This window comes from Pantoea sp. nfd-35, from assembly GCF_056892255.1.
In genome coordinates, this window is sequence record NZ_CP122403.1 from 2,221,448 (window position 1) to 2,242,107 (window position 20,660).

Sequence of the window (20,660 nt, forward strand, 5' to 3'; positions counted from 1 at the left end):
AGGCAAAAAAATGGCCGCGCAGTGCGGCCATGGCGTATTAAAAACGCTTACAAGGTTCCGGTTCCCCCGTCAGAGCACCATACCTGCCCAGAGGCAAAGCTGCACTCGTCCGACGCCAGGGTGACGTAGAGTGGGGCGATCTCTACGGGTTGACCGGGGCGTCCCAGCGGCGCGTCTGCGCCAAACTGTTCCACTTTCTCCTGCGGCTGACCGCCGCTCGGCTGCAGTGGCGTCCAGTACGGACCCGGTGCGACCGCGTTCACGCGAATCCCTTCCGGGCCGAGCTGTTTAGCCAGCGCTTTGGTAAAGGCGACGTTGCAGGCTTTAGTCTGCGCGTAGTCCAGCAGGATATCGCTGGGTTTAAAGGCCTGCACGGAAGAGGTGTTAATGATACAGGCCCCGCGCGGCAAATACGCCAGCGCGGCTTTCGTTACCCAGAATGGCGCATAGACATTGGTTTTAAAGGTGGCATCGAAATCTTCTGTGCTCAGCGTACGGATGGATTCATTAAACTGCTGACGTCCGGCGTTATTGACAAGAATATCCAGCCCGCCCAGCTTCTCGGCCGCTTCGTTAACCAGCGTCTGGCAAAAGGTTTCAGAACGCAGATCGCCGGGGATGGCCACAGCTTTGCGCCCTTCGGCTTCAATCAGTTTAATCACTTCAACCGCATCGGACTCTTCTTCCGGCAGATAGTTAATGGCCACATCTGCACCTTCACGCGCATAGGCGATTGCAACCGCACGGCCAATACCCGAGTCGCCGCCGGTGATCAGCGCTTTACGGCCGGTAAGGCGACCATGTCCACGATAGCTTTTTTCACCATGATCGGGAGCAGGATCCATCTCACTGGCTAATCCGGGTGCCTGCTGCGGCTGCTGCCTGAACGGCGGCTTCGGAAAGCGATCCGGGTCTTGAATGTGGTTATTTGACGTCGTCATAGTGAACTCCTTGAACAGGGTGGTCAGAGAGTTTAAGCCTGGCACAGATGTGATATTTGTCACATTCAAATGCTTATTTAATCCGTATTGGTAGATGAAAACAGGCTTTATGACGAGGGTTTGCCGACGATATTGCAGATAAGCGCAGCGGAAGTAGCAGAATATGTTGATTTTTCCTTAAGGGGGAGCGCCATTAGGCCAAAAAGAGCGCATCCTCTTTCCTGGCGACACGCACAGGTGAAGGCTAACGCATTGAATAAAAGGCGCTTATGGCATGAAAGAAGAGGGGAGATCATTGCATATGATAAAGGAGGACAATCAGGTGTGGGAAAGCGAAGGTAAATGTTTGTACAAATGTTTCTGAGATGTTACTCTGAGTGTCCCGGCCAGCATCACTTTATAGTTTGTGAAGTCTGGCCGGAAAGTTTTTCCCTGGTGTTGGCTGTTTCAGCGACCTGGCCTTGCAGGTCAGGTTTTTTTTTACCGCTAAACAACTCGAACCCATTGTAACCTCTGGCTGAATCATTGTAAGTTATTCTTAAGTATTATCTTACCTGTACTAAAGTGCAGGTTATGTCATCGTTAAGTAAAAGAAGCAGCATGGAGCCTGAATGTTTTCTTTTTTTCTTGAAAATCAAACAATAACGGATACGCTTCAGACTTACATACAGAGAAAGTTATCTTCGTTTGGCAGTCCTGAGTACGCTTACACTGTTGTGAGCAAAAAAAATCCTTCAAATGTTCTGATTATTTCCAGTTATCCTGACGAATGGGTTAGGTTATACCGCGCCAATAATTTTCAGTTAACCGATCCTGTTATCCTTACCGCCTTTAAACGCACCTCACCCTTTGCCTGGGACGAGAACATCACTTTGATGTCCGATCTCCGGTTTACTAAAATTTTCTCATTATCGAAGCAATACAACATCGTTAATGGCTTTACCTACGTGCTCCACGACCATATGAACAACCTGGCGTTGCTATCGGTCATCATTAAAGGCAACGACCAGGCCGCACTGGAACAGCGTCTTGCCTCAGAGCAGGGCACGATGCAGATGTTGCTGATCGATTTTAATGAGCAGATGTATCGACTGGCTGGCGCAGAAGCGGAAAGAGCACCGACGGTGAATCAAAACGCCGATAAAACCATCTTTTCTTCGCGTGAGAATGAGGTGTTGTACTGGGCGAGTATGGGGAAAACCTACTCTGAGATTGCCGCCATTACCGGTATTTCTGTCAGCACTGTAAAATTTCACATCAAAAATGTGGTGGTTAAACTGGGCGTCAGTAACGCCCGACAGGCTATCAGACTGGGTGTTGAGTTAGATCTTATCAGACCGGCAGCGTCAGCGGCCAGGTAGTTACGGCGACGGGCGCGCAGCCCGTACGTGCAACAATATCCCCACCCAACTGCTGTTTATCGGCTTCCCCGGCTGGCAGCGTCAGCAGATAAATACGCTCTTTTTCCGTCAGAAAAGCTTCTTTGACCACGCTGATTTGCCATCCGGACCGTTTCAGTATTTTCAGCATTGCCCTGCTGACTATCGTGTAGATATGCGTATAAGCATTATTCTGCGCCCAGTTAACCATGGCTAAAAACAGTACCTGGCTGACAGGATAGTGCTCACCCAGCAGTTCGCGCGCGCGGGCTTTATCAACAAAAAAACGGCTGGACTCGGTGCCGTAAGCGGGCAGGGGAACGTCGTCAAAACAGTGACGAAAGGTGTGGGTAATCATATTGGGGCGATCCAGGCAGGTAAAGCGGACACTGCACACTAACTGCCCTTCGCAGATACCCAGAATATAACGCGTCCCTGGGCCATCAAACTCATCCGACTCCATGCCCTGACTGCACACGACTTCCCATCCCAGGCGGTCGCTAAAAGTTTTTTTTCTGAGCTTATAAAGTTCTTCTGAACGTGTGGTTTGCAGCTCTTCATAACTGACGTCAAACAGTTCAAGCATTCCATTTCCTCTAAAAGTTACTGCAGCCCTCACGGCTATCCTGTACTGATTTTACTAACTTTTCACTCTGACGTTCAGCTAAATAACATTTATTCATCTGAAAATAGGGCTGCTCAGTCGTTCAGTGGGCAGGATAACGCATCTCGGGCGGTAAAATTCTCCCTGAAGAGATATTATTTGCCATAACGCAACAGAAAACAATACAAATAGTAACAAGGCTGTACTATTTCAAGCGTGCATATTCGCCATGTCATAGCGATTTTATATGAGAACATTACAGGCTTATAACAAAGTAACCCCACCTGGTGTCAAAAATATTTCGTCAGAAATGTATTGATCGATAAGTTATCAATATGCACTGCATCACAAACCCGCAAAAAAACTAAATATCATAAATTGGCTGTTAATTTCTGGAATTGTTGCTACTCCTCCAGACTACTAATACTTGAGCCTGGCCTGCCTGTACAGGCAGCGCGTGGAAAGCTGACTGAACAGGTTTTTCACCTAATTATAAGGCTCATAACAATGACTATATCCTCTGTATCCTCTGTGCTCACGACAAAAGATAAAATGGGTTACGGCATCGGTGATGCCGCCAGTTCAATGGTGTGGCAAACCGCCACCTTGTTCCTCGCCTACTTTTACACAGATGTGTTTGGGTTACCGGCCGCCATTATGGGGACGATGTTTTTGGTGGTTCGTCTGGCCGATGCCTTTGTCGATCCCTGTATCGGCGCGCTGGTCGATCGCACCCGAACCAAGCACGGTCGTTTTCGGCCCTGGCTGATGTGGTTTGCGATTCCGTTTGGCGTCAGTTGTCTCATCACCTTTTATGTTCCGGATGTCGGCCCCACGGCGAAGATCGTCTATGCCTGTGTCACTTACACGATTCTCAGCTTTATTTACTCTGCGGTAAACGTCCCTTACTGCGCAATGCCCGGTGCACTGACGCTCGATCCCCGCGAACGCCATTCTTTGCAATCCTGGCGGTTTGCCTGCGCGTTTATCGGCGGGCTGGTGGTGACCGTCATCGGGCTGCCGCTGGTGGATCTGTTAGGTCAGGGTGACAAGGCAAAAGGCTACCTTTTTGCCATGGGCTTCATGGGGTTCTTAGGGGTGGTTTTAATCTACTGCTGCTTCTTTATGACCCGGGAACGTTATTTACCCCGCAGTGACAGCGCAAACTCGATGTGGTCCGACCTCAAGGCGCTGAGTAAAAACAGCCAGTGGTGCATCATTGTTATTTTTAACATCCTGCTGCTCACGGCGGTGGTAACCCGTGGCTCCTCCACCATTTATTACATGAACTACGTTTTATTGCGTCCTGACCTCGTATTCACTTTTATAATTACCGGCATGATAGCGGCATTGTGCGGGGCCTTTTTTTCAGAGCGGTTATTGGGAAAATTTGATCGCGTGCGTACTTATCAGATTTGCCTTGCCAGTTTTGTTTTTTTTGTCACCACGATTTATTTTATTCCGCCTTCTCAGGTCTGGCTGATCATTGCCGTGAATATTGTTTTTGGTTTTGTTCAGAACCTGACCACGCCCATTCAATGGAACATGTTCTCGGATGTGGTGGACTTTGAAGAACAGCGCAGCGGAAGACGACTGGACGGCCTCGTATTTTCAACGGCGCTGTTTGCCATCAAATTTGGCCTTGCCATGGGCGGGGCTGTCGTGGGCTGGATTCTGGGACTGGTTCATTACCAGCCCGGCGTGGCCGCACAAACACCTCGCGTCATCACCACCATCAACCTGATGCACAACATTATTCCCGGCGTTCTGTTTACCTGCATGTTGCTGCTGCTTTTTCTCTACAAACTGAACAGCGCGCGGGTGAATGCTATCGCCCTTGAGCTGGCCGCGAAGCGCGCCGCTGAAGAGAAAATGGACGCCAGCAAGACTATCTGAAATCTGCATAAAGGAGTGAAACATGACTGCAATCTATAAGGATCCTCATCGTCCGGTCGCTGAACGCGTCGCGGATCTGCTGCCGCGCATGACGGCGGAAGAAAAGTTCGCGCAGATGCATGCTTACTGGCTCATTCTGGATGAAGAGGGCAATCACCAGGAACGCACAGATTTAAGCGATGAGTTTACTGGCGTCAGTGCCCAGACAGCACTGAAAGAAAGATTAACCCGCGGTATAGGTCAGATTACCCGTCCGCTGGGAACGCATATCGTTGACGCGCTGACTGGCGTTCGGGCGGCGAATCGCCTACAGCGCGACGTGACTGAAGGCTCACGCCTGGGCATCCCGGCGCTGCTGCATGAAGAGTGCCTGGTCGGTTTGCTCTGCAAAGGCGCCACGTTGTTTCCCTCATCGCTCAACTATGGATCGACCTGGGATCCTGAACTCATCAGGCGGGCGGCACAGCGCATTGGCACAGAGGCGCGTTCTGTTGGCTGTAAGCAGGGGCTGGCGCCGGTACTGGATGTGTCCCGCGATGTCCGCTGGGGCCGGACGGAAGAAACCTTCGGGGAAGATCCCTGGCTGGTGGGCGTCATGGCCACCGCCTACGTCGAGGGCCTGCAGGGCGATACGCGCGATCTGTTAGCCACGCTGAAGCACTACGTCGGCCACTCATTCAGTGAGGGCGCCCGTAATCACGCGCCGGTACACCTGGGTTTCAGCGAGTTAAACGATATCTTCTTACTGCCGTTTGAAATGGCGGTCAAGCTGGCGAATGCGGGTTCAGTCATGCCGGCATACCATGACATCGATAATCAACCCGGCCACAGCGATCGTTTTTTATTGACGGAGGTCTTGCGGGAGCAGTGGGGATTCGACGGCATTGTCGTCGCTGACTACGGCGGCGTCAGCCTGCTTCATCAGCATCATGGCGTGGCGCAGGATGCGGCAGAATCTGCCGCGCTGGCTTTTAACGCCGGGCTGGACGTCGAACTGCCCAAAGATGACTGCGCTCGCCATCTGGCGGACGCCGTATCACGTAATCTGCTGTCGATGGAGAAGGTGGATGAAATTGTTGGCCGCATCTTAACCGAAAAGTTTCGTCTGGGCCTGTTCGAGCAGCCCTACATTAATGAAGAGACGATTTCACTGCAGGACGAGGAAACCCGTCAGGTCGCCCGGGAGGTTGCCACGCGGTCGATCACGCTACTGGAAAACAACGGCATTCTGCCGCTGCAACAAACCAGTCGCGTTGCGGTTGTGGGCCCCTGTGCAGACGATCCACTCGCGCTACTGAGTGGCTACAGTTTTCCTGTTCACCTGATCATTAGCGATATGCTGGAGGAAACCTCGCAGGTAACGACGCCCCTCGCCGCGCTGCGCCATACGCTGGGGCAGCAAAACGTCAGCTATGCCAAAGGCTGCCATATTATTGAGAAACGCGCGGCAGGCGCTCCCGTTTTCCCCGGAGACAGCGGGGCGAAACCTGTGCAGCAGTCGCCTGTTTCACAGGATACGCATCTGATTGCGGAGGCGGTTCGCGTGGCACAAGAAAGCGATGTCGTTGTTGCCTGCGTAGGCGATCTGGCGGGCCTGTTCCAGAGCGGCACCGTAGGAGAAGGTTCTGATACCGACAGCCTGAATCTGCCAGGCGTGCAGCAGTTATTGCTGGAAGCCCTTGTGGCCACCGGAAAACCGGTGATCGTGGTCATGACCGGTGGGCGACCTTATAACCTGCAGGGCCTGGAGAACAAGGTCGCCGCCTTTCTGCTGGCCTGGGCGCCGGGACAGGAGGGCGGCTGGGCGATAGCGGATATCCTCACCGGCCGCGCAGAGCCGCAGGGCCGCCTGGTGGTGAGCGTTCCGAAGAACGTCGGTGCGATGCCGTTCTATTACAACCACAAACTGAAAAGCGGCGGCACGCCAATCGCCTTCCATTTTGGCGCACGCTATCCGTTTGGCTACGGTCTGAGCGGGACAACGTTTAGTTGGGGGACGCTCCAGTCCGAGCAGGACAGCGTCGCTATTGACAGCGAAATCCGCCTCAGAATGACGCTGACCAATAGCGGCCAACGGCAGGGCAGTGAAGTGGTTCAGCTTTATATCCGGGACAAGGTCGCCAGCATGGTGCGCCCGCTCCAGGAGCTCAAAGCTTTTCAGCGCGTCACGTTACAACCGGGTGAAACGGCTGAGCTGTGCTTTACGCTCCCCGTCGATATGCTCAACTTTACCCGTCGCGGTGGCAAGCGCATTGTTGAGCCGGGCGAGTTTGAGCTCCAGGTCGGATCGTCCTGTCGCGATATTCATGGCGTCAGCACGGTAACGGTAAGAGGCGAAACGCGTGTTCTGCCTTGCCACTGGCGTATGTTAAGCGACTGCAAGGTCAATATGATCTGATGCCTTAACCCTGTCCATTGAGAGATGGACAGGGGCAACCCTTGCGTTTTTGCAGCGTGAAGATCAGCGCGCTGCGCTTAATGCTTTCGTCAGATAATGACGTTGCATGCCCGGTTGAGGGAAATCCGTTAACGACATCTGTCGGGCATAACCCTGCTTCTGGTAGAAGGGAAGTGCCTGGAAACTAAAGGTATCCACCAGGGCACTGTGGCAACCCGCCGTGACAGCATCCTGTTCGGCTGCATGAACCAGCTGCTGGCCAAGGCCTGAACCGCGCACGGATTCACTCACCCAGAGAAACTCAATACAAAGCCAGTGCCCTTTTTGGCTACCAATCAGTCCGCCCAGCAATTTTCCCTGCGGATCACGACAAAATACCGCCAGCGGCCCCCATGTCGAAGTATCGATGAACGCGTTGTTATAGGCGCGCAGCCCGGCCAGTAAATCCTGCTTATCGTTCTCGGTGTAAGACCGCGTGACGGCCAGAGGAAAGTTACATTTGGTCATTATACCTCCAAAATATCCGCTATCGGGGATAATTAAGTTATCAGGCGAAAGAGCAGCAAGTCTGATAATATCCTCTAACGGGGATAAATCCTCACCTATCAGGGAGCATACCGCATGATTTACAGTCCCCGCCAGTTGGCGAATCAGGTCAGGCTATTGCGGCAGCAAAACGGCTGGACCCAGGTCGAACTGGCGAAAAAAGTGGGCCTGAAACAGGCAACCCTGTCTCACTTCGAAAATGCCCCGGATACAACCTCACTGGCAACGTTGTTCAAAATCTTACAGGCGCTCGATCTTGCTCTGTCGCTTCATGAAAACAGCGCATCCTCAGCCCCGGCTGAGGATGCCTGGTAATGGCAAAGCTCATTGCCTGGATAAACGGCGAGCGTACGGGAACGCTGACGCTGCATCACAACGGCGCGCTACATTTCCAGTATGACGCCAACTGGCTTCAGCATCCGCTTGCCAGACCTCTCTCGCTTTCGTTGCCCTTACAGCGCGCCGCGATGCATTCTGAGAAAGTCGTGCACTTTTTCGAAAACCTTCTCTTTCCCAGCACTTTGATCGAAAAGGATTTTTACCCGACTCACCCGATAAAATCCTGTGAGGTGTTTGCAACATTGCAGAAAGTGGGACACACATTACCCGGGGCGCTCAGTCTGCTGCCGGCAAAGCGGCAGCCCGTCGCGTCGGACCAGGCAACGCACAGCGTCTTCAGCCCCGCCGATGAGGCACAGCAGTTCGATATCGATAATGCGTATCTGTGTCTGTCCCTGGCCCGGGAGCTAACTATCCCGGTGCCGGATGCCGTGTTAGTTCATGAGAACGGCATCCGTAAATTGAGAACAGAACGATATGATCGCCGTTGGCGTCACGACGGACAACACCTTTATCATCTTCCTGAAGAAGACGTGTGTCAGGCGCTCGGCGTGCCGCTCTCTGGCCGCGATGAGCAGCAGGGCGGTCCGGGAATTGATGACATCATGGCCTTGCTGATGGGCTCAAGCTCCGCCATGAAAGACCGTGAGGATATGATGCGCTGTCTGGTATTTCAGTGGCTGACGGGCATCACACGCGTCAACGCTAAACATCTCTCGCTGCTGATTGCTCGCGGTGGCAGCTTCCGGCTCGCGCCTTTTAAGCATCTTCTTTCCGCCTGCCCGGGCCTTTCTCTGCGCACAACAGACAGACAGGATTTCCAGCTGGCGATGGGCGTGACAGGCCCTGAGGGCAAACAGCATCACATTGACGCGATTCGGCCCGCGCATTTTCTTGCCCTTGCGGGGAGCGTGGGGTTCAGTCAGGCAGCGATGCGGCAGATACTCGCGGCCTTTATTCCGGGCTTGCCTGCCGCGATTGTTAAGGTGCGGGACAGCCTGCCGGATGATTATCCCCTGACGCTCGCCGATGCGGTTTTCAGCCACGCAATGATGATGCTGGAAAGGGTGCGCCAGGCGATCTGAGGTTAATGGCCTTCTGGTGCCCGGCGTCAGGGTTTTACTGCAACATAGTTAAGATGGCCGACTACGCCGCCTTTGCCGCCATCCCGGGGATGATTATTGCCATCTGTGACGGGCACGGAGGCGAAATCGAAAGGCGAAACGCCCGTCAGACAGGCGGCATTCACGCCGTACTGTTCAGGATTGGACCGGCTTTGATGAAACGTGTAGATGCCACAAATGGAACAGAAGTAGTGGACTGCCTCACCCGAATTAAAACGGTACTCGCTTAGCGTCTCTTTGCCTTTCACCACCTCAAGCCCCGAGACGGGCGCAAACACCACGACCGCGCCGCGCATACGGCAGAAAGAGCAGTTACAGCGCCGGGCCGTGTTCAGGCCATCCAGCAGTTTTACGTTAAACGCTACAGCGCCACAGTGGCACTGAGCCGATGTCGCATCAGACATGATTTGCTCCTTTTTTCATCCTGCAACCTCTGGGGAGGTGACAGGGATGAAGCGTTGGTGGCACAGGTAAAACAGGGGATCCCGGCTGGTATTGTGACGGTTTAAGGTCAAAGACACCAGACGGGATCCCGCAGCCTACAGATTTTTCTTCAGCATCCTGCGTTTGGTGCGCTGATGAGGGCCGTTCTGCAAGTCAGCGTTGAGTTCAACGGGCACTATTGACGGGATAACGCGGCAGGCGGTACTTGCGCCACAGCGGCGCCTGCTGTCCCGTTATGCCTGTATGAGCATAGATTTTGCCTGGCAAAGCCTGACGAGATCCAGGAGACGCGTGAAGAAGGCCGTCACGACGGGTGGTGAAAGGGTGCAGAACGCGAGCGGGGAACATGCGGGCATCCTGACAAAAGAAAACGGCAGAGCCCGTGACACGCTCTGCCGCAAACGCCCTTATCAGAACTCTTTTTGCCCGCCCAGTTCGATCACCCGGTTAGCCGGGATTCTAAACTGCTCATGCGCGCGTAGTGCATTGCGCTGGAAGAAGTGGAAGATAACGCCTTTGGCATGGGCCAGACCACGGCGCTTTTTCATCACCAGCGTGTCGTGCGAGGTAAAAAACGACGCTTCATTTAACGTACAGCCAAAGCCTTCCAGCCCACAAAGATGCAGGACATCCTGCATCGACGGACGCTCATGCCAGCCATAGGTGGCCGTCACCTGCCAGAACGACGGGGACATCTGGCGCAACGCAATGCGCTGCTGATTGTGTACGCGGGGCAGATCGACCGTTTTGATATGCAGTAAGACAGTGCGCTCATGCAGTACCCGGTTATGTTTCAGGTTATGCAGCAGCGCCTGCGGAATTTCATACTCTTTACGCGTCAGAAAGATAGCCGTTCCCCCCACCCGCATCGGCGGAGAGGCTTCCAGGGAGCTAATCAGCGCTTTCAGCCGCACCGGATCGTCAGTGAGACGGCGGATAAGCCGGGAACGCTCACTGCTCCAGATAAGCATCAGCACCAGCATGGTCATCGCCAGCAGCACCGGCACCCAGCCGCCAGACAGGAGCTTCATCAGATTGGCGGCAAACAGCGGCACATCAATTAACAGCATGCAGAGCAGAAAAACCAACGCCACCGGCAATGGCCACTTCCAGTTTTTAAAGGCCACAATACCGGCCAGACAGGCCGTCAGCACCATCGTGCCCGTCACCACAATACCGTAAGCGGATGAGAGCGCTGAGGACTGGCGGAAAGCCAGGATGACGACAGTTACCGCCGCAAACAGCAGCCAGTTTACGACCGGGATGTAGATTTGTCCTGATTCTGTAGCAGACGTAAAGATTACTCGCATCGGCGGCAGAAACCCCTGGCGAATGGCCTGATGCGTCAGCGTGTAAACGCCGCTGATGATTGACTGGGCAGCAATGACCGTGGCCAGGGTTGACAGAACAATCAGCGGGATCTGTGCCCAGACGGGCGCCAGAATATAAAACGGATTTTGCACCGCGCTGGGTTCGGCAAGCACCAGGGCGCCCTGACCAAAATAGTTCAGCACCAGAGCGGGCAGGGCAATGATCAACCAGGCCAGCCTGATGGGGGTTTTGCCCAGATGTCCCATATCCGCATACAGGGCTTCAGCACCGGTGACGGCCAGCACCACCATGCCGAGCGCGGCAAATGACAGGGCTTCATGATGAAGCAAAAAGGTCAGGGCAAAGGCCGGATTGAGCGCATGTAAAACGTGCGGATTCATGGCGATGCCGCGCACACCGAGTATCGCCAGGGTAATAAACCACACCAGCATGATCGGGCCAAAAACGCGGCTGACGCGCTCGGTGCCGTGCTTCTGGATCACAAAGAGTACCGCCAGTATGACCATGGCCAGCGGCACAATAAAGCGATCCAGCGCCGGGGCCACGACTTCAATCCCCTCAACGGCGGAAAGCACCGAGATTGCCGGGGTGATAATGCCGTCACCGTAAAAGAAGGCTCCTCCTGTGAGGCCTGCCAGTACGATGATGCGGCTGAGCCGCGCGCCGACATTTTGCCGGGCCAGGGACATCAACGTCAGTATTCCGCCTTCGCCATCATGATCTGCACGCATGATAAAGATGACGTATTTCACCGTCACAATCAGCGTCAGTCCCCAGAATATCAGAGAAAGAAACCCCATGACCGCCTCTTCGGTCACCGCCCCAGAGGGAAGAATAGACAGACACTCTTTTAAGGTATAGAGCGGGCTGGTGCCGATATCACCAAATACGATCCCCGCTGCCGCCAGCATGCCTGCAGGAAGAGACTGTTTTTCAGACTGCGCCATTTAATATCCTGTTTTGCTTCACGTAATTATCCACCTTCGCCGGAAAGGTTATCCGGTCAGCGATCAGCACGAGATTACGCGGTTTAGCGTGAGTTAGGGAGTAGGTGGTTAAGTTATGAACTGCATTTTTACAGGTTTGTACCTTTTTTTTACGACATTTTTACACGACTGTCGATTAACTCAGCAGTTATTTCGCGCGAGAAGTGGCGTAAATCCGCCGTAACGACCAGGCTGTTTAAAACCGGTTTAGTCAGCGTGTTGCATTAAGCCAAATTATGTCTTTTGCTTTGTCAGCCATGCCGACCCGCGGCGTGAATGCGGCGAATGACAAGGCTGTGTCGCGGCGGAGACAGGGAAGCCAGCGCTATGCGGGTTTTTAACGCCCGGCCCGAACGAACGGAGAAGAACGTCCCGGCGTTAACAAAAAAAATAAAAAAATTTTTAAAATAGTCCTTACTTATGATTAATTCGTTCGCGTTTGTTGCAGCGTTAATTTATTTCAAAAACGGCGGCATTAAACAACGGCGCAGCCGGTATATTCAGGCACAATTTTAAGCTGGCCTTAAGCGAAATTTTATTAATTAAACGCGCGCGCCATTTTGAATAAAGATTATTTCCCTCCTCTTAAATAAAAATTGACTTTCCTCCATCCATTAAATCCATTTGTATTTTCTGAGTCATAAATCCCTACGTCTTTATTTATGCATTCAACGGGCTAATGCTTTTTAACGGTAATGCAGCGTCCGCCCTCATTATTCAGCGGATTTACCATTCAGCGCATTAATGCTCATTCACGCCCTGTCGATATCTTTATGGCTAGCGTGCTTCAGCATAACGTAATGAATAACGAACACAGTATTCGGGGAATTTAATATGACTATTACTCAGCGGCTTTTTCTGACGTTTTCACTGCTCTCGGCATCGATGATTGCCATGGTGGTGATCGTCATCATAGTATTGAGCGGCTTCCAGTCGCGCTTTCAATACGTACAAACCAATACGCTGCCTTCACTGGTTGACCTGGATAAAATGGTCAATGGCAGTAACCGGCTTAACGTCTCGCTTTACCGACATTTGAGTGCAAAAGATCAAGGCAAACAGGCCGAGTTCGAAAAGGAAATAACAACGCGGCTGGATACCGTTAAAGCGCTGACTGAATTTTATTTGAAAAATGAAACCACTAACGATCAGGACATCAGGCTGAGCCAGAATGCCTTAGCGCTGATTAAGCAGATGGAAGACCGTTTGCCCGGTTTTATGGCGAATTCCCGTCTGCATGACGACGCTGCGCTGGCCGATCTGCAGGGCAATAGCGGGGTCGGGCAGTCTATTCGCGATTTAATTGAAAGTTACCAGAAACAGTTACAGTTTAATGTGGAGGTAGGGGCGGCATTTGAAAAAGATAACAACAAGGTTTACCGGCAAACGCTGGTGTGGCTAATTGCCGGTTCGGCCGCCATCATTCTGCTGCTGGGCGCGTTCTCCGTCAGAACGATTCTGGGGATCCGCAGGCACCTTAACGGTATGCGAATCACCATGGAACGTGCCAGCGAGCGACTGGATCTTACCCTGCGTGCGGATGACTCCCGTCAGGATGAAATTGGTCTTACGGCCAAAGCGTTTAACAACCTTATCGGGAATGTGGCCCACTCGCTGTCGTCCGTTGAACGTTCGGCCCATTCTGTCAGTTCTGCCACCTCGCAAATTTCGGCCGGCAACGAAGATCTCTCTTCACGCACCGAGCAGCAGGCGGCCTCGCTGGAACAGACGGCTGCCAGTATGTCAGAGCTGAGTGAAACCGTGCGCCAGACGGCTGAAAACACCCGACTGGCCAGCCAGCTGTCGAAAAACGCCCGGGACATTTCGGACGACAGCGCCACGAAAGTTCACACCATGCTCGGCACCATGACCGACATTAAACAGAGTTCTGAAAAAATCACCGCCATTATTAGCCTGATCGAAGGCGTGGCTTTCCAGACCAATATTCTGGCGCTCAACGCTGCCGTTGAAGCCGCCCGGGCTGGCGAGCAGGGACGGGGTTTTGCCGTTGTCGCCGGTGAAGTGCGTAACCTGGCGCAACGTTCTTCGGCTTCAGCGCGCGAGATTAAAGAACTTATCGAATCCTCGATGCGCTATGTGGAAACCGGCGTTAATCAGGCTGAACAGGTGGGTGACAATATCGGACGAATGAAGGACGCGGTGCGACAGGTAACCGACCTCGTTGACGAAATTGCCGTCGCGTCTCAGGAGCAGTCATTGGGGATTGGTCAGGTGCATCAGGCCGTCAATCAGATGGATGACGTGACACAGCAGAATGCGGCGCTGGTGGAGGAAGCCTCATCGGCATCCCGCTCGCTCATGGATCAGGCCTCAGCACTGAATCAGCTCGTCGCCACGTTCGTGCTGACCGATGCCGCGCCTGTTGCCCAATCCAGCCCCGCACGGGTTTCTTCCGCCTTTGTTCAGGCTCGTGCGGCCTATGCTAAGCAGGAAGATAACTGGCAACGTTTTTAGGGTTGTGCGGCGGGTGGGGCGATAACACGGGATAAAGGCATGCCATCGTCCTACCCGCTCAACCCGCCGCCCGAATGGTTTTATCCTGTCCTGCCACTGTAAAGCACCGGGCCGGTAGGCTGCCCGGTGGGTGAACCGCCCTGGGGCTCAAGGCTGACCGCAATCACCGCGTTTTTCAGCGTATCACGTGCGGCAAGTTTGAGCTGCGTGGTCTCCTGGGCATTCAGCAGCCCCAAGGAAACGGGCTGTTGACCGGCAGGGATGAGCCACAGTTGCAGGCTGTTGTTTGCGCCAATAGCGACCGGCTGCAACGGTGTTACACGCAGCTGCGTCAACGCCTTATCTGCACTGACCACCCATTGCCCCTGTTGCTCCGCGCCCCGCATTACGGTCAGCGGGGTAAAGTCGGGCGTTCTGATAACCTGATACGACACCAGCGTCAGCGCGGCAAGGGCTGCGGCAACCAGCCAGCCTACATAACCGCGCCTGACGCGCGGCGTTATCTTTGTCGGCAGACTTAACGTTATTTTTTTCCAGACGTATTCCGGTGGAATCTGAGGCATCAGACTGCGATCCAGTCCGGCAAGCAAGGTTTGCCATTTGGCTACCTGCTCAGTCAGTTCCGGCTCACTCTGCAGACGCTTCTGAAAGCGTAACCGCGCATTGCCGCGCAGCGTACCCAGCGCGTATTCCGCAGAGAGCGCGTCGTCACGTTGGCGTTTATTCATAGTCCGACACACTCCCGAAGGTGCGCCATCGCCCGGCGGATCCAGCTTTTCACCGATCCAACCGGCTGCTGGAGCCAGTGAGCAATATCGCCGTGGGACATGCCCTGATAGTAGGCCAGCGTGATGCTCTGGCGCTGCTCACTGCTGAGGTTTCCCAGACAGCGCTGTAAGCGTGCGGCTTGTGCATCATCCTGTCTGTTATGCAGTTCGTCATGTTCAGCGGCCAGTAGGTCATCGTTATGGGCTTCTTCCGCGCTGGCAAGGCGTGCCTGTCCGCTGCGGAGCCAGTCGATACACCGATTACGAACAATGTGGGTCATCCAGGTCAACGGGGAGCTCAGCGCGGCATTATAGGTTTCCGCCTTGCTCCAGATGGTGATGTAGCAATCATGCAGCACCTCCTCAGCCCAGGGGCGATGCTGCAACATGCGCAACGCGATGGCAAAAAGGTGAGGCGATGTCAGCCGGTAAAGTTGTTCAAATGCCTGACGATCGCCGTCGGCGATTGCCTGCATCAATTTCACCTGCTCCACTGCCTGCACCTTGTCCATAAGCGTCCCGAATGATCTGTTTCCGTTCGAGTATAAATTATTACTTCGGCATTAATACGGTATCAATCACATCTATCACGCCATTTTTTTGGTTGACGTCATAGGTACTGATATTCGCGACGTTGCCCTGGCCATCTTTCAGCTGAATATTGTGGGGGCCATTGTTCATGATCCATAACGGCTGACCGTTAACGGTCTTCAGCTCGGCATGACCGCCACCTTGTTTGATTTTGGCTTCCAGCGCCTTCATATCGTACTTACCGGCAACCACGTGATAGGTGAGTACGCTGGTCAGTTTCGCTTTATTTTCCGGTTTCAGCAAACTGTCTACGGTGCCTGCAGGGAGTTTAGCGAAAGCCGCGTTAGTTGGAGCAAACACGGTAAAAGGGCCTTTACCTTGTAAGGTATCAACCAAACCGGCTGCTTTTACCGCAGCCACCAGGGTGGTGTGATCTTTTGAGTTAACCGCATTTTCAACAATATTTTTTTGCGGGAACATGGCGGCACCGCCTACCATGACAGAACCCGACTCCATAGCGGCAAGAGAGGCAGTGGTAAACAGTAATGCACTTGATACAACGGTCACAGCGATTAGCTTTTTCATCGTAAATCCTCATTAGAGCGTGGAGTAAGTGGCTTTCAATGAGATATACGAGTAGGGGGACGAAAGTGGATGCAGAAAAAATTAAATATTTTTAACCCTGCGCTTAGCCTGCCCAATTCATCAGCCTGCGTGTGTTTTTCGGCCATGTGCGCACAGGCAAGCAGCGGCCAGAATGAGAGACGTCCGTCCCTGTCCTCTGTCACACGACATCAAAGGTAAGCCGATAATGAAAATCATCAAAAATGCCGCCGTTCCCTCAGCGAAAGGTCCTGAGGCGTATTTTACCGGCCAGGTCCGCATTGATTCCCCTTTCAGCACAGCGGCGCCGGCACGGGTTGGCGGCGCTATCGTCACCTTTGAGCCCGGTGCCCGTACGGCCTGGCATACGCATCCACTGGGTCAGACGCTGATCGTCACCGCCGGTCAGGGATGGATTCAGTGTGAAGGCGAAGAGAAGCAGACGATTAATCAGGGCGATATCGTCTGGATACCGGAGGATGTTCGTCACTGGCACGGCGCCACCGACAGCCATGCAATGACGCATATTGCCATCGCGGAATCCCTTAACGGCAGTCCGGTGACCTGGCTTGAGAAGGTCACAGAGCACGAGTTTTTATCGTAAGCAACGCCTGTTGAGCCGGTGCAACACCAGGGAGGCCTAATCGATCTCCCAAGGCGGTGCGCTGAAGGTGTGTTTCATCAGGTCGATAAAGCCCTGAGTGCGGGGAAGCCGTTTTTTTTCCTGCAGGCTGGTCAGGGCGACGATATCGGCAGACGGCAGGGTAAACGCGGGCAGCAAGGGAACAAGAAGGCCCTGGCGGATCTCGCGGCTGACATCCCAGGCGGAGCGCACCATAATCCCTTTACCGCTCAGCGCCCATTTTTTAATGATACGACCATCATTGCTGGCGAGACGTGGCGTAATCCTTAGGGTCGTTTCGTCCCCGTTGTGGCTGAATGTCCAGCGCGTCACGTCTTCCGCATTTTCCCGGATCACCAGACAGTGATGGTGCTGCAGCGCATCAGGATGCGTCGGCGTACCCTGCTGCTGCAGATAAGCCGGCGAGGCGCAGAGTAAGCGCGGATTGGCGGCGAGCCGGGTGCTGTAGAGCGTGGAGTCGCGCAGATGGCCGATATAGATCACCACATCCCACTTATCGGCCTGCATCCAGTCAGGGTTATCGGAGAGGGTGAGATCGATACTGAGATCGGCATGGCTGTCGGCGTACTCCGCCAGCAGCGGGGCAATGTGTTCGGAACCAAAGCCCAACGGGGCCAGCACTCTCAGCGTTCCGCTGATGCGGTTTCGCGTCTGATCGATCACATCCTGCAACTGGTCTATCTCATGCAAAATCACCCGGGCGCGACCCAGCAGAGCTTCGCCTTCATCGGTCAGAATGATGCGTTTTGCCGGACGCAGGATCAGCTTCACCCCGATCTTTTGTTCAATACTTTGCAGGCGCTGCGTCACGGAAGGCGGCGTGATATCCAGATGGCGCGCCGCCGCCGCCAGCGTCGGATGCAGGGCAATGACCTGAAAAAAACGTAAATCTTCGCTGTTGATCATTAGGTTCAAACCTAATCATTAATTGGGCCTGACGGCATTTTAAACAGATTTAAACGATGAGAGCATCAATAAAACCTTACAGGAATTCGACGATGCTCAATCACTTAACCATAACCACGCCTTATCTGCTGTTAGATAAAGTTAAGTTTGAACGCAATATCAACCGCTTGTATCAGCGAATCGAAGGGCAACGCTGTCAGATTCGCCCGCATCTGAAAACGCTTCGCACTCTCCAGTCTGCGCCTTATCTGCTCAAAGCATCCTCTTCACCTGCCACCGTTTCTACCCTGGCAGAAGCCGAAGCCTTTGTCGCCGCTGGCTTCAGCAATGTGCTTTACGCCGTGGGCATTGCGCCCGCTAAATTGCCGCGTATTGCCGCCCTGCGGAGCAGCGGCAAACAGGTGCATGTGTTGCTGGACAGCATGGCGCAGGCACAGGCCATCAGCGATTACGCTTTACAGCATCAGGTGACGTTTTCCGTTTTCATTGAGATCGACTGCGATGGCCATCGCGGCGGCATTCGACCTGAAGACGGGACGTTGGCCGAGATTGCCGGTCATCTGCATCAGCACGGGATGGTGGTGGAAGGGGTAATGACCCACGCGGGCGAGTCCTACCATTGCCGCACGCCGCAAGACATTCAGCGGGCGGCGCAGCAAGAGTGCCAGGCTGCCATTACCGCTGCCCAGCATATCCGTGCAGCAGGGATCCCGTGCCCGGTCGTCAGCGTTGGCTCCACGCCCACGGCGCATTCGGCTACGGACCTCACGGGCGTAACCGAGGTGAGGGCCGGGGTGTTTTCCACCTTCGATCTGTTTATGCACAATCTGGGCGTCTGCACCCAGGACGACATTGCGCTTTCGGTGGTGACAACGGTGATCGGCCACAACCACGACAAGGGCTGGGTTTTTGTTGATGCCGGCTGGATGGCCATGTCACGCGATCGCGGCACCGCCTCACAGGATACCGATTATGGCTACGGGCTGGTGTGCGACGACGCGGGTTGTCCGTTGGGATTGCTGCTGACAACCACCAATCAGGAGCACGGAATTATTGCGTTGCCGCGCGACAGTGCGTATTCCACCGGAGATTTTCCACTCGGTACCCTGCTGCGCATTCTGCCCAACCACGCCTGCGCGACCGCCGCGATGCATACGCACTATCAGGTGATCGACACCCGAAACGGCGAACATGAGGTCTGGCAACGCATCGTTGGCTGGTAGCGTTTTTTCCATTCATTGTGAGAGGACATCATGTCAGATTTTGATCCTGATAAGGTCCGTCTTTCGACCGGACATTTTATCAACGGCCAGTTTGTTTCGGCATCCGGCAAAACAATGGGGATTAAACGTCCCTCGGATGGCCAGCATTATGCCGACATCAACGAAGCGGGCGCAGAAACGGTCCGCGAGGCGGTAAGCCTCGCGGAAGACGCGCGCATTCGCAGCGGCTGGTCAAGCTGCTCGCCACGCGAACGGGGCGCGGCCATTTCCCGCTGGGCGGATTTGATCGATGCCGACAAAGATTATCTGGCGCAGCTTGAGGCGGTGGGCTCCACGCGTCCGATAACGGACACGATCAATATTGAAGTGCCTTTCACCGCTGCTGCTCTGCGTTTTTATGCAGAATGCGCAGACAAGTACAGCGGAGATGTGTTTCCAACCCAGAACAGTAGCCTGGGGATGCTGGTGCCGGAGCCTTATGGCGTGATCGGCGCGATCACGCCGTGGAATTTCCCGCTGTCGATGGCGTCGTGGAAGTGCGGCCCGGCGCTGGCTGCGGGAAACGCGGTGGTGCTCAAGCCCTCTGAGCTGACGCCATTCTCCACCGCGCGGCTGGCTGAGCTGGCCGTGCAGGCCGGTATTCCGCCCGGCGTGCTCAACGTCGTTCAGGGCGGCGGACAGGTCACCGGCAATGCACTGGTGACCCATCCGCTGGTCAGAAAGGTGTCCTTTACCGGTTCAACCGCGACCGGGGCGGCGATCATGAGCCAGGCCGCGTTACAGGGTACCAAGCCCGTGACGCTGGAACTGGGCGGAAAAAGCCCGCAGCTGGTTTTTGACGATGCAGGCGATGCGGATGAAATCGCCGAGCGCCTGTTTCTGGGCTTCACCGTTAACGCCGGTCAGGCCTGTGTTTCAGGGACGCGTCTGATCATTCAGCAAGGTATCGCGGAACGGGTCATCGAAAAGCTTATCGCCCTGTGCAAAACACCGCTGCCTGGTATGACCTGGCAGGCCGCCACGCGTTACTGTCCGCTGATCGATCAACGTCAGGGGGAAAAAGTCGCGACGATTATCGCGCAGTCCGTGGCGCAGGGGGCCAGCATTCTGGCCGGCGGCCAGCGTTACGAAAACACCGCGCAGGGCTGGTTCTGGCAACCGACGCTGTTAGCCAATGTGAATCAGGATAACGTCGCGATTCAGGAGGAGATCTTCGGACCGGTGCTGACCATCCAGACGTTTAGCGATGAAGAAGAAGCCCTGGCGCTCGCACAGCATCGCGTTTTTGGCTTATGTGCAGGCGTGCATACGCTCAACATGCCACGTGCGATGCGGCTGATGAAAGCCCTGGACAGCGGTACGGTCTGGATCAACCGCTATCGTCGAACCTGGGACTTTATCATTCCAACCGGCGGCTTTCAGGGGTCCGGTTTTGGCAAAGATCTTGGGCGCCAGGCCTTTGAGTCATGTCAGCGCTACAAGAGTGTCTTAATCGATTTTTAACACCTTTACTGGAGATCACA

Annotated in this window: 18 protein-coding genes; 9 read left to right on the plus strand and 9 right to left on the minus strand. The window is 54.3% G+C overall.

Going from position 1 to position 20,660, the window contains the following annotated elements; all coding sequences use genetic code 11:
* Positions 1–47 precede the first annotated feature (47 nt).
* The gene (locus P9J57_RS10380; RefSeq protein ID WP_014593760.1) at positions 48–941 is read right to left on the minus strand and encodes an SDR family oxidoreductase; all 894 of its coding nucleotides are present in this window, start codon (positions 939–941) and stop codon (positions 48–50) included.
* A gap of 611 nt (positions 942–1,552) precedes the next feature.
* On the opposite strand from P9J57_RS10380, the gene P9J57_RS10385 reads away from it, so the two are divergent.
* Positions 1,553–2,302: a helix-turn-helix transcriptional regulator gene (locus P9J57_RS10385; protein WP_013025833.1), complete on the plus strand. Its 750-nt coding sequence runs from the start codon at positions 1,553–1,555 to the stop codon at positions 2,300–2,302.
* Here P9J57_RS10385 and P9J57_RS10390 read toward each other — a convergent pair.
* Entirely contained in the window at positions 2,274–2,906 is a 633-nt protein-coding gene (locus tag P9J57_RS10390; RefSeq protein WP_014593759.1) for an acyl-homoserine-lactone synthase, read from the minus strand. The genes P9J57_RS10385 and P9J57_RS10390 overlap by 29 nt on opposite strands.
* Positions 2,907–3,431: 525 nt before the next feature.
* On the opposite strand from P9J57_RS10390, the gene P9J57_RS10395 reads away from it, so the two are divergent.
* Together P9J57_RS10395 and P9J57_RS10400 are read left to right on the plus strand one after the other, a co-directional pair.
* A complete protein-coding gene (locus P9J57_RS10395) occupies positions 3,432–4,820 on the plus strand; it encodes an MFS transporter (protein WP_014605798.1) in 1,389 nt (462 codons plus the stop codon).
* Between the two features lie 22 nt (positions 4,821–4,842).
* Positions 4,843–7,218, plus strand: a complete 2,376-nt coding sequence (locus tag P9J57_RS10400; RefSeq protein WP_104933394.1) for a glycoside hydrolase family 3 N-terminal domain-containing protein — start codon at positions 4,843–4,845, stop codon at positions 7,216–7,218.
* Positions 7,219–7,281: 63 nt separating this feature from the next.
* Here P9J57_RS10400 and P9J57_RS10405 read toward each other — a convergent pair whose 3' ends face one another.
* On the minus strand, positions 7,282–7,725 hold the full coding sequence (locus tag P9J57_RS10405; RefSeq protein ID WP_013025829.1) for a GNAT family N-acetyltransferase: 444 nt from the start codon (positions 7,723–7,725) through the stop codon (positions 7,282–7,284).
* A gap of 114 nt (positions 7,726–7,839) precedes the next feature.
* Here P9J57_RS10405 and hipB point away from each other — a divergent pair, with 114 nt between their 5' ends.
* Together hipB and P9J57_RS10415 are read left to right on the plus strand one after the other, a co-directional pair.
* Positions 7,840–8,079, plus strand: coding sequence for a type II toxin-antitoxin system antitoxin HipB (hipB, locus tag P9J57_RS10410; RefSeq protein WP_013025828.1), 240 nt, complete (start codon positions 7,840–7,842; stop codon positions 8,077–8,079).
* Positions 8,079–9,188, plus strand: a complete 1,110-nt coding sequence (locus P9J57_RS10415) for a HipA domain-containing protein (RefSeq protein ID WP_483279185.1) — start codon at positions 8,079–8,081, stop codon at positions 9,186–9,188. Before hipB ends, P9J57_RS10415 begins: the two co-directional genes overlap by 1 nt.
* Positions 9,189–9,214: 26 nt before the next feature.
* On the opposite strand, the gene P9J57_RS10420 is transcribed toward P9J57_RS10415, so the two are convergent.
* On the minus strand, positions 9,215–9,631 hold the full coding sequence (locus P9J57_RS10420; protein ID WP_014605803.1) for a GFA family protein: 417 nt from the start codon (positions 9,629–9,631) through the stop codon (positions 9,215–9,217).
* A 450-nt stretch (positions 9,632–10,081) separates the two neighbouring features.
* The gene (gene kup, locus P9J57_RS10425; protein WP_013025825.1) at positions 10,082–11,950 is read right to left on the minus strand and encodes a low affinity potassium transporter Kup; all 1,869 of its coding nucleotides are present in this window, start codon (positions 11,948–11,950) and stop codon (positions 10,082–10,084) included.
* An 873-nt stretch (positions 11,951–12,823) separates the two neighbouring features.
* Here kup and P9J57_RS10430 point away from each other — a divergent pair.
* Entirely contained in the window at positions 12,824–14,464 is a 1,641-nt protein-coding gene (locus P9J57_RS10430; protein WP_483279186.1) for a methyl-accepting chemotaxis protein, read from the plus strand.
* Between the two features lie 80 nt (positions 14,465–14,544).
* Here the strand turns inward: P9J57_RS10430 and P9J57_RS10435 are convergent, their stop codons facing one another.
* Genes P9J57_RS10435 through P9J57_RS10445 form a run of 3 tightly spaced genes read right to left on the minus strand, consistent with a single transcriptional unit; the run spans position 14,545 to position 16,347 of the window.
* A complete protein-coding gene (locus P9J57_RS10435; protein WP_014593753.1) occupies positions 14,545–15,192 on the minus strand; it encodes an anti-sigma factor in 648 nt (215 codons plus the stop codon).
* Positions 15,189–15,743: an RNA polymerase sigma factor gene (locus tag P9J57_RS10440; RefSeq protein ID WP_013025822.1), complete on the minus strand. Its 555-nt coding sequence runs from the start codon at positions 15,741–15,743 to the stop codon at positions 15,189–15,191. The genes P9J57_RS10435 and P9J57_RS10440 overlap by 4 nt, the downstream gene beginning before the upstream one ends.
* A gap of 40 nt (positions 15,744–15,783) precedes the next feature.
* Positions 15,784–16,347: a fasciclin domain-containing protein gene (locus P9J57_RS10445; protein WP_014593752.1), complete on the minus strand. Its 564-nt coding sequence runs from the start codon at positions 16,345–16,347 to the stop codon at positions 15,784–15,786.
* Positions 16,348–16,573: 226 nt separating this feature from the next.
* On the opposite strand from P9J57_RS10445, the gene P9J57_RS10450 reads away from it, so the two are divergent.
* Positions 16,574–16,969 (plus strand): (R)-mandelonitrile lyase, encoded by a 396-nt coding sequence (locus P9J57_RS10450; RefSeq protein WP_089517339.1) that lies wholly within the window; start codon positions 16,574–16,576, stop codon positions 16,967–16,969.
* 36 nt (positions 16,970–17,005) lie between these two features.
* Here the strand turns inward: P9J57_RS10450 and P9J57_RS10455 are convergent, their stop codons facing one another.
* On the minus strand, positions 17,006–17,914 hold the full coding sequence (locus P9J57_RS10455; RefSeq protein ID WP_019105195.1) for a LysR family transcriptional regulator: 909 nt from the start codon (positions 17,912–17,914) through the stop codon (positions 17,006–17,008).
* 92 nt (positions 17,915–18,006) lie between these two features.
* On the opposite strand from P9J57_RS10455, the gene P9J57_RS10460 reads away from it, so the two are divergent.
* Positions 18,007–19,137 (plus strand): DSD1 family PLP-dependent enzyme, encoded by a 1,131-nt coding sequence (locus P9J57_RS10460; protein WP_029570034.1) that lies wholly within the window; start codon positions 18,007–18,009, stop codon positions 19,135–19,137.
* A 30-nt stretch (positions 19,138–19,167) separates the two neighbouring features.
* Positions 19,168–20,640 carry an aldehyde dehydrogenase family protein gene (locus P9J57_RS10465; RefSeq protein WP_483279187.1) on the plus strand — a complete coding sequence of 491 codons (1,473 nt, stop codon included), beginning with the start codon at positions 19,168–19,170 and terminating at the stop codon, positions 20,638–20,640.
* The last annotated feature ends 20 nt before the right edge of the window (positions 20,641–20,660 follow it).

Coding starts and splice junctions, on each gene's coding strand:
- P9J57_RS10385 (WP_013025833.1), top strand. CDS start 1,553: ATGTTTTCTTTTTTTCTTGAAAATCAAACAATAACGGATACGCTTCAG.
- P9J57_RS10465 (WP_483279187.1), top strand. CDS start 19,168: ATGTCAGATTTTGATCCTGATAAGGTCCGTCTTTCGACCGGACATTTT.
- P9J57_RS10455 (WP_019105195.1), bottom strand. CDS start 17,914: ATGATCAACAGCGAAGATTTACGTTTTTTTCAGGTCATTGCCCTGCAT.
- P9J57_RS10380 (WP_014593760.1), bottom strand. CDS start 941: ATGACGACGTCAAATAACCACATTCAAGACCCGGATCGCTTTCCGAAG.
- P9J57_RS10445 (WP_014593752.1), bottom strand. CDS start 16,347: ATGAAAAAGCTAATCGCTGTGACCGTTGTATCAAGTGCATTACTGTTT.
- P9J57_RS10440 (WP_013025822.1), bottom strand. CDS start 15,743: ATGGACAAGGTGCAGGCAGTGGAGCAGGTGAAATTGATGCAGGCAATC.
- P9J57_RS10420 (WP_014605803.1), bottom strand. CDS start 9,631: ATGTCTGATGCGACATCGGCTCAGTGCCACTGTGGCGCTGTAGCGTTT.
- P9J57_RS10405 (WP_013025829.1), bottom strand. CDS start 7,725: ATGACCAAATGTAACTTTCCTCTGGCCGTCACGCGGTCTTACACCGAG.
- P9J57_RS10435 (WP_014593753.1), bottom strand. CDS start 15,192: ATGAATAAACGCCAACGTGACGACGCGCTCTCTGCGGAATACGCGCTG.
- P9J57_RS10430 (WP_483279186.1), top strand. CDS start 12,824: ATGACTATTACTCAGCGGCTTTTTCTGACGTTTTCACTGCTCTCGGCA.
- P9J57_RS10460 (WP_029570034.1), top strand. CDS start 18,007: ATGCTCAATCACTTAACCATAACCACGCCTTATCTGCTGTTAGATAAA.
- P9J57_RS10395 (WP_014605798.1), top strand. CDS start 3,432: ATGACTATATCCTCTGTATCCTCTGTGCTCACGACAAAAGATAAAATG.
- kup (WP_013025825.1), bottom strand. CDS start 11,950: ATGGCGCAGTCTGAAAAACAGTCTCTTCCTGCAGGCATGCTGGCGGCA.
- hipB (WP_013025828.1), top strand. CDS start 7,840: ATGATTTACAGTCCCCGCCAGTTGGCGAATCAGGTCAGGCTATTGCGG.
- P9J57_RS10400 (WP_104933394.1), top strand. CDS start 4,843: ATGACTGCAATCTATAAGGATCCTCATCGTCCGGTCGCTGAACGCGTC.
- P9J57_RS10450 (WP_089517339.1), top strand. CDS start 16,574: ATGAAAATCATCAAAAATGCCGCCGTTCCCTCAGCGAAAGGTCCTGAG.
- P9J57_RS10390 (WP_014593759.1), bottom strand. CDS start 2,906: ATGCTTGAACTGTTTGACGTCAGTTATGAAGAGCTGCAAACCACACGT.
- P9J57_RS10415 (WP_483279185.1), top strand. CDS start 8,079: ATGGCAAAGCTCATTGCCTGGATAAACGGCGAGCGTACGGGAACGCTG.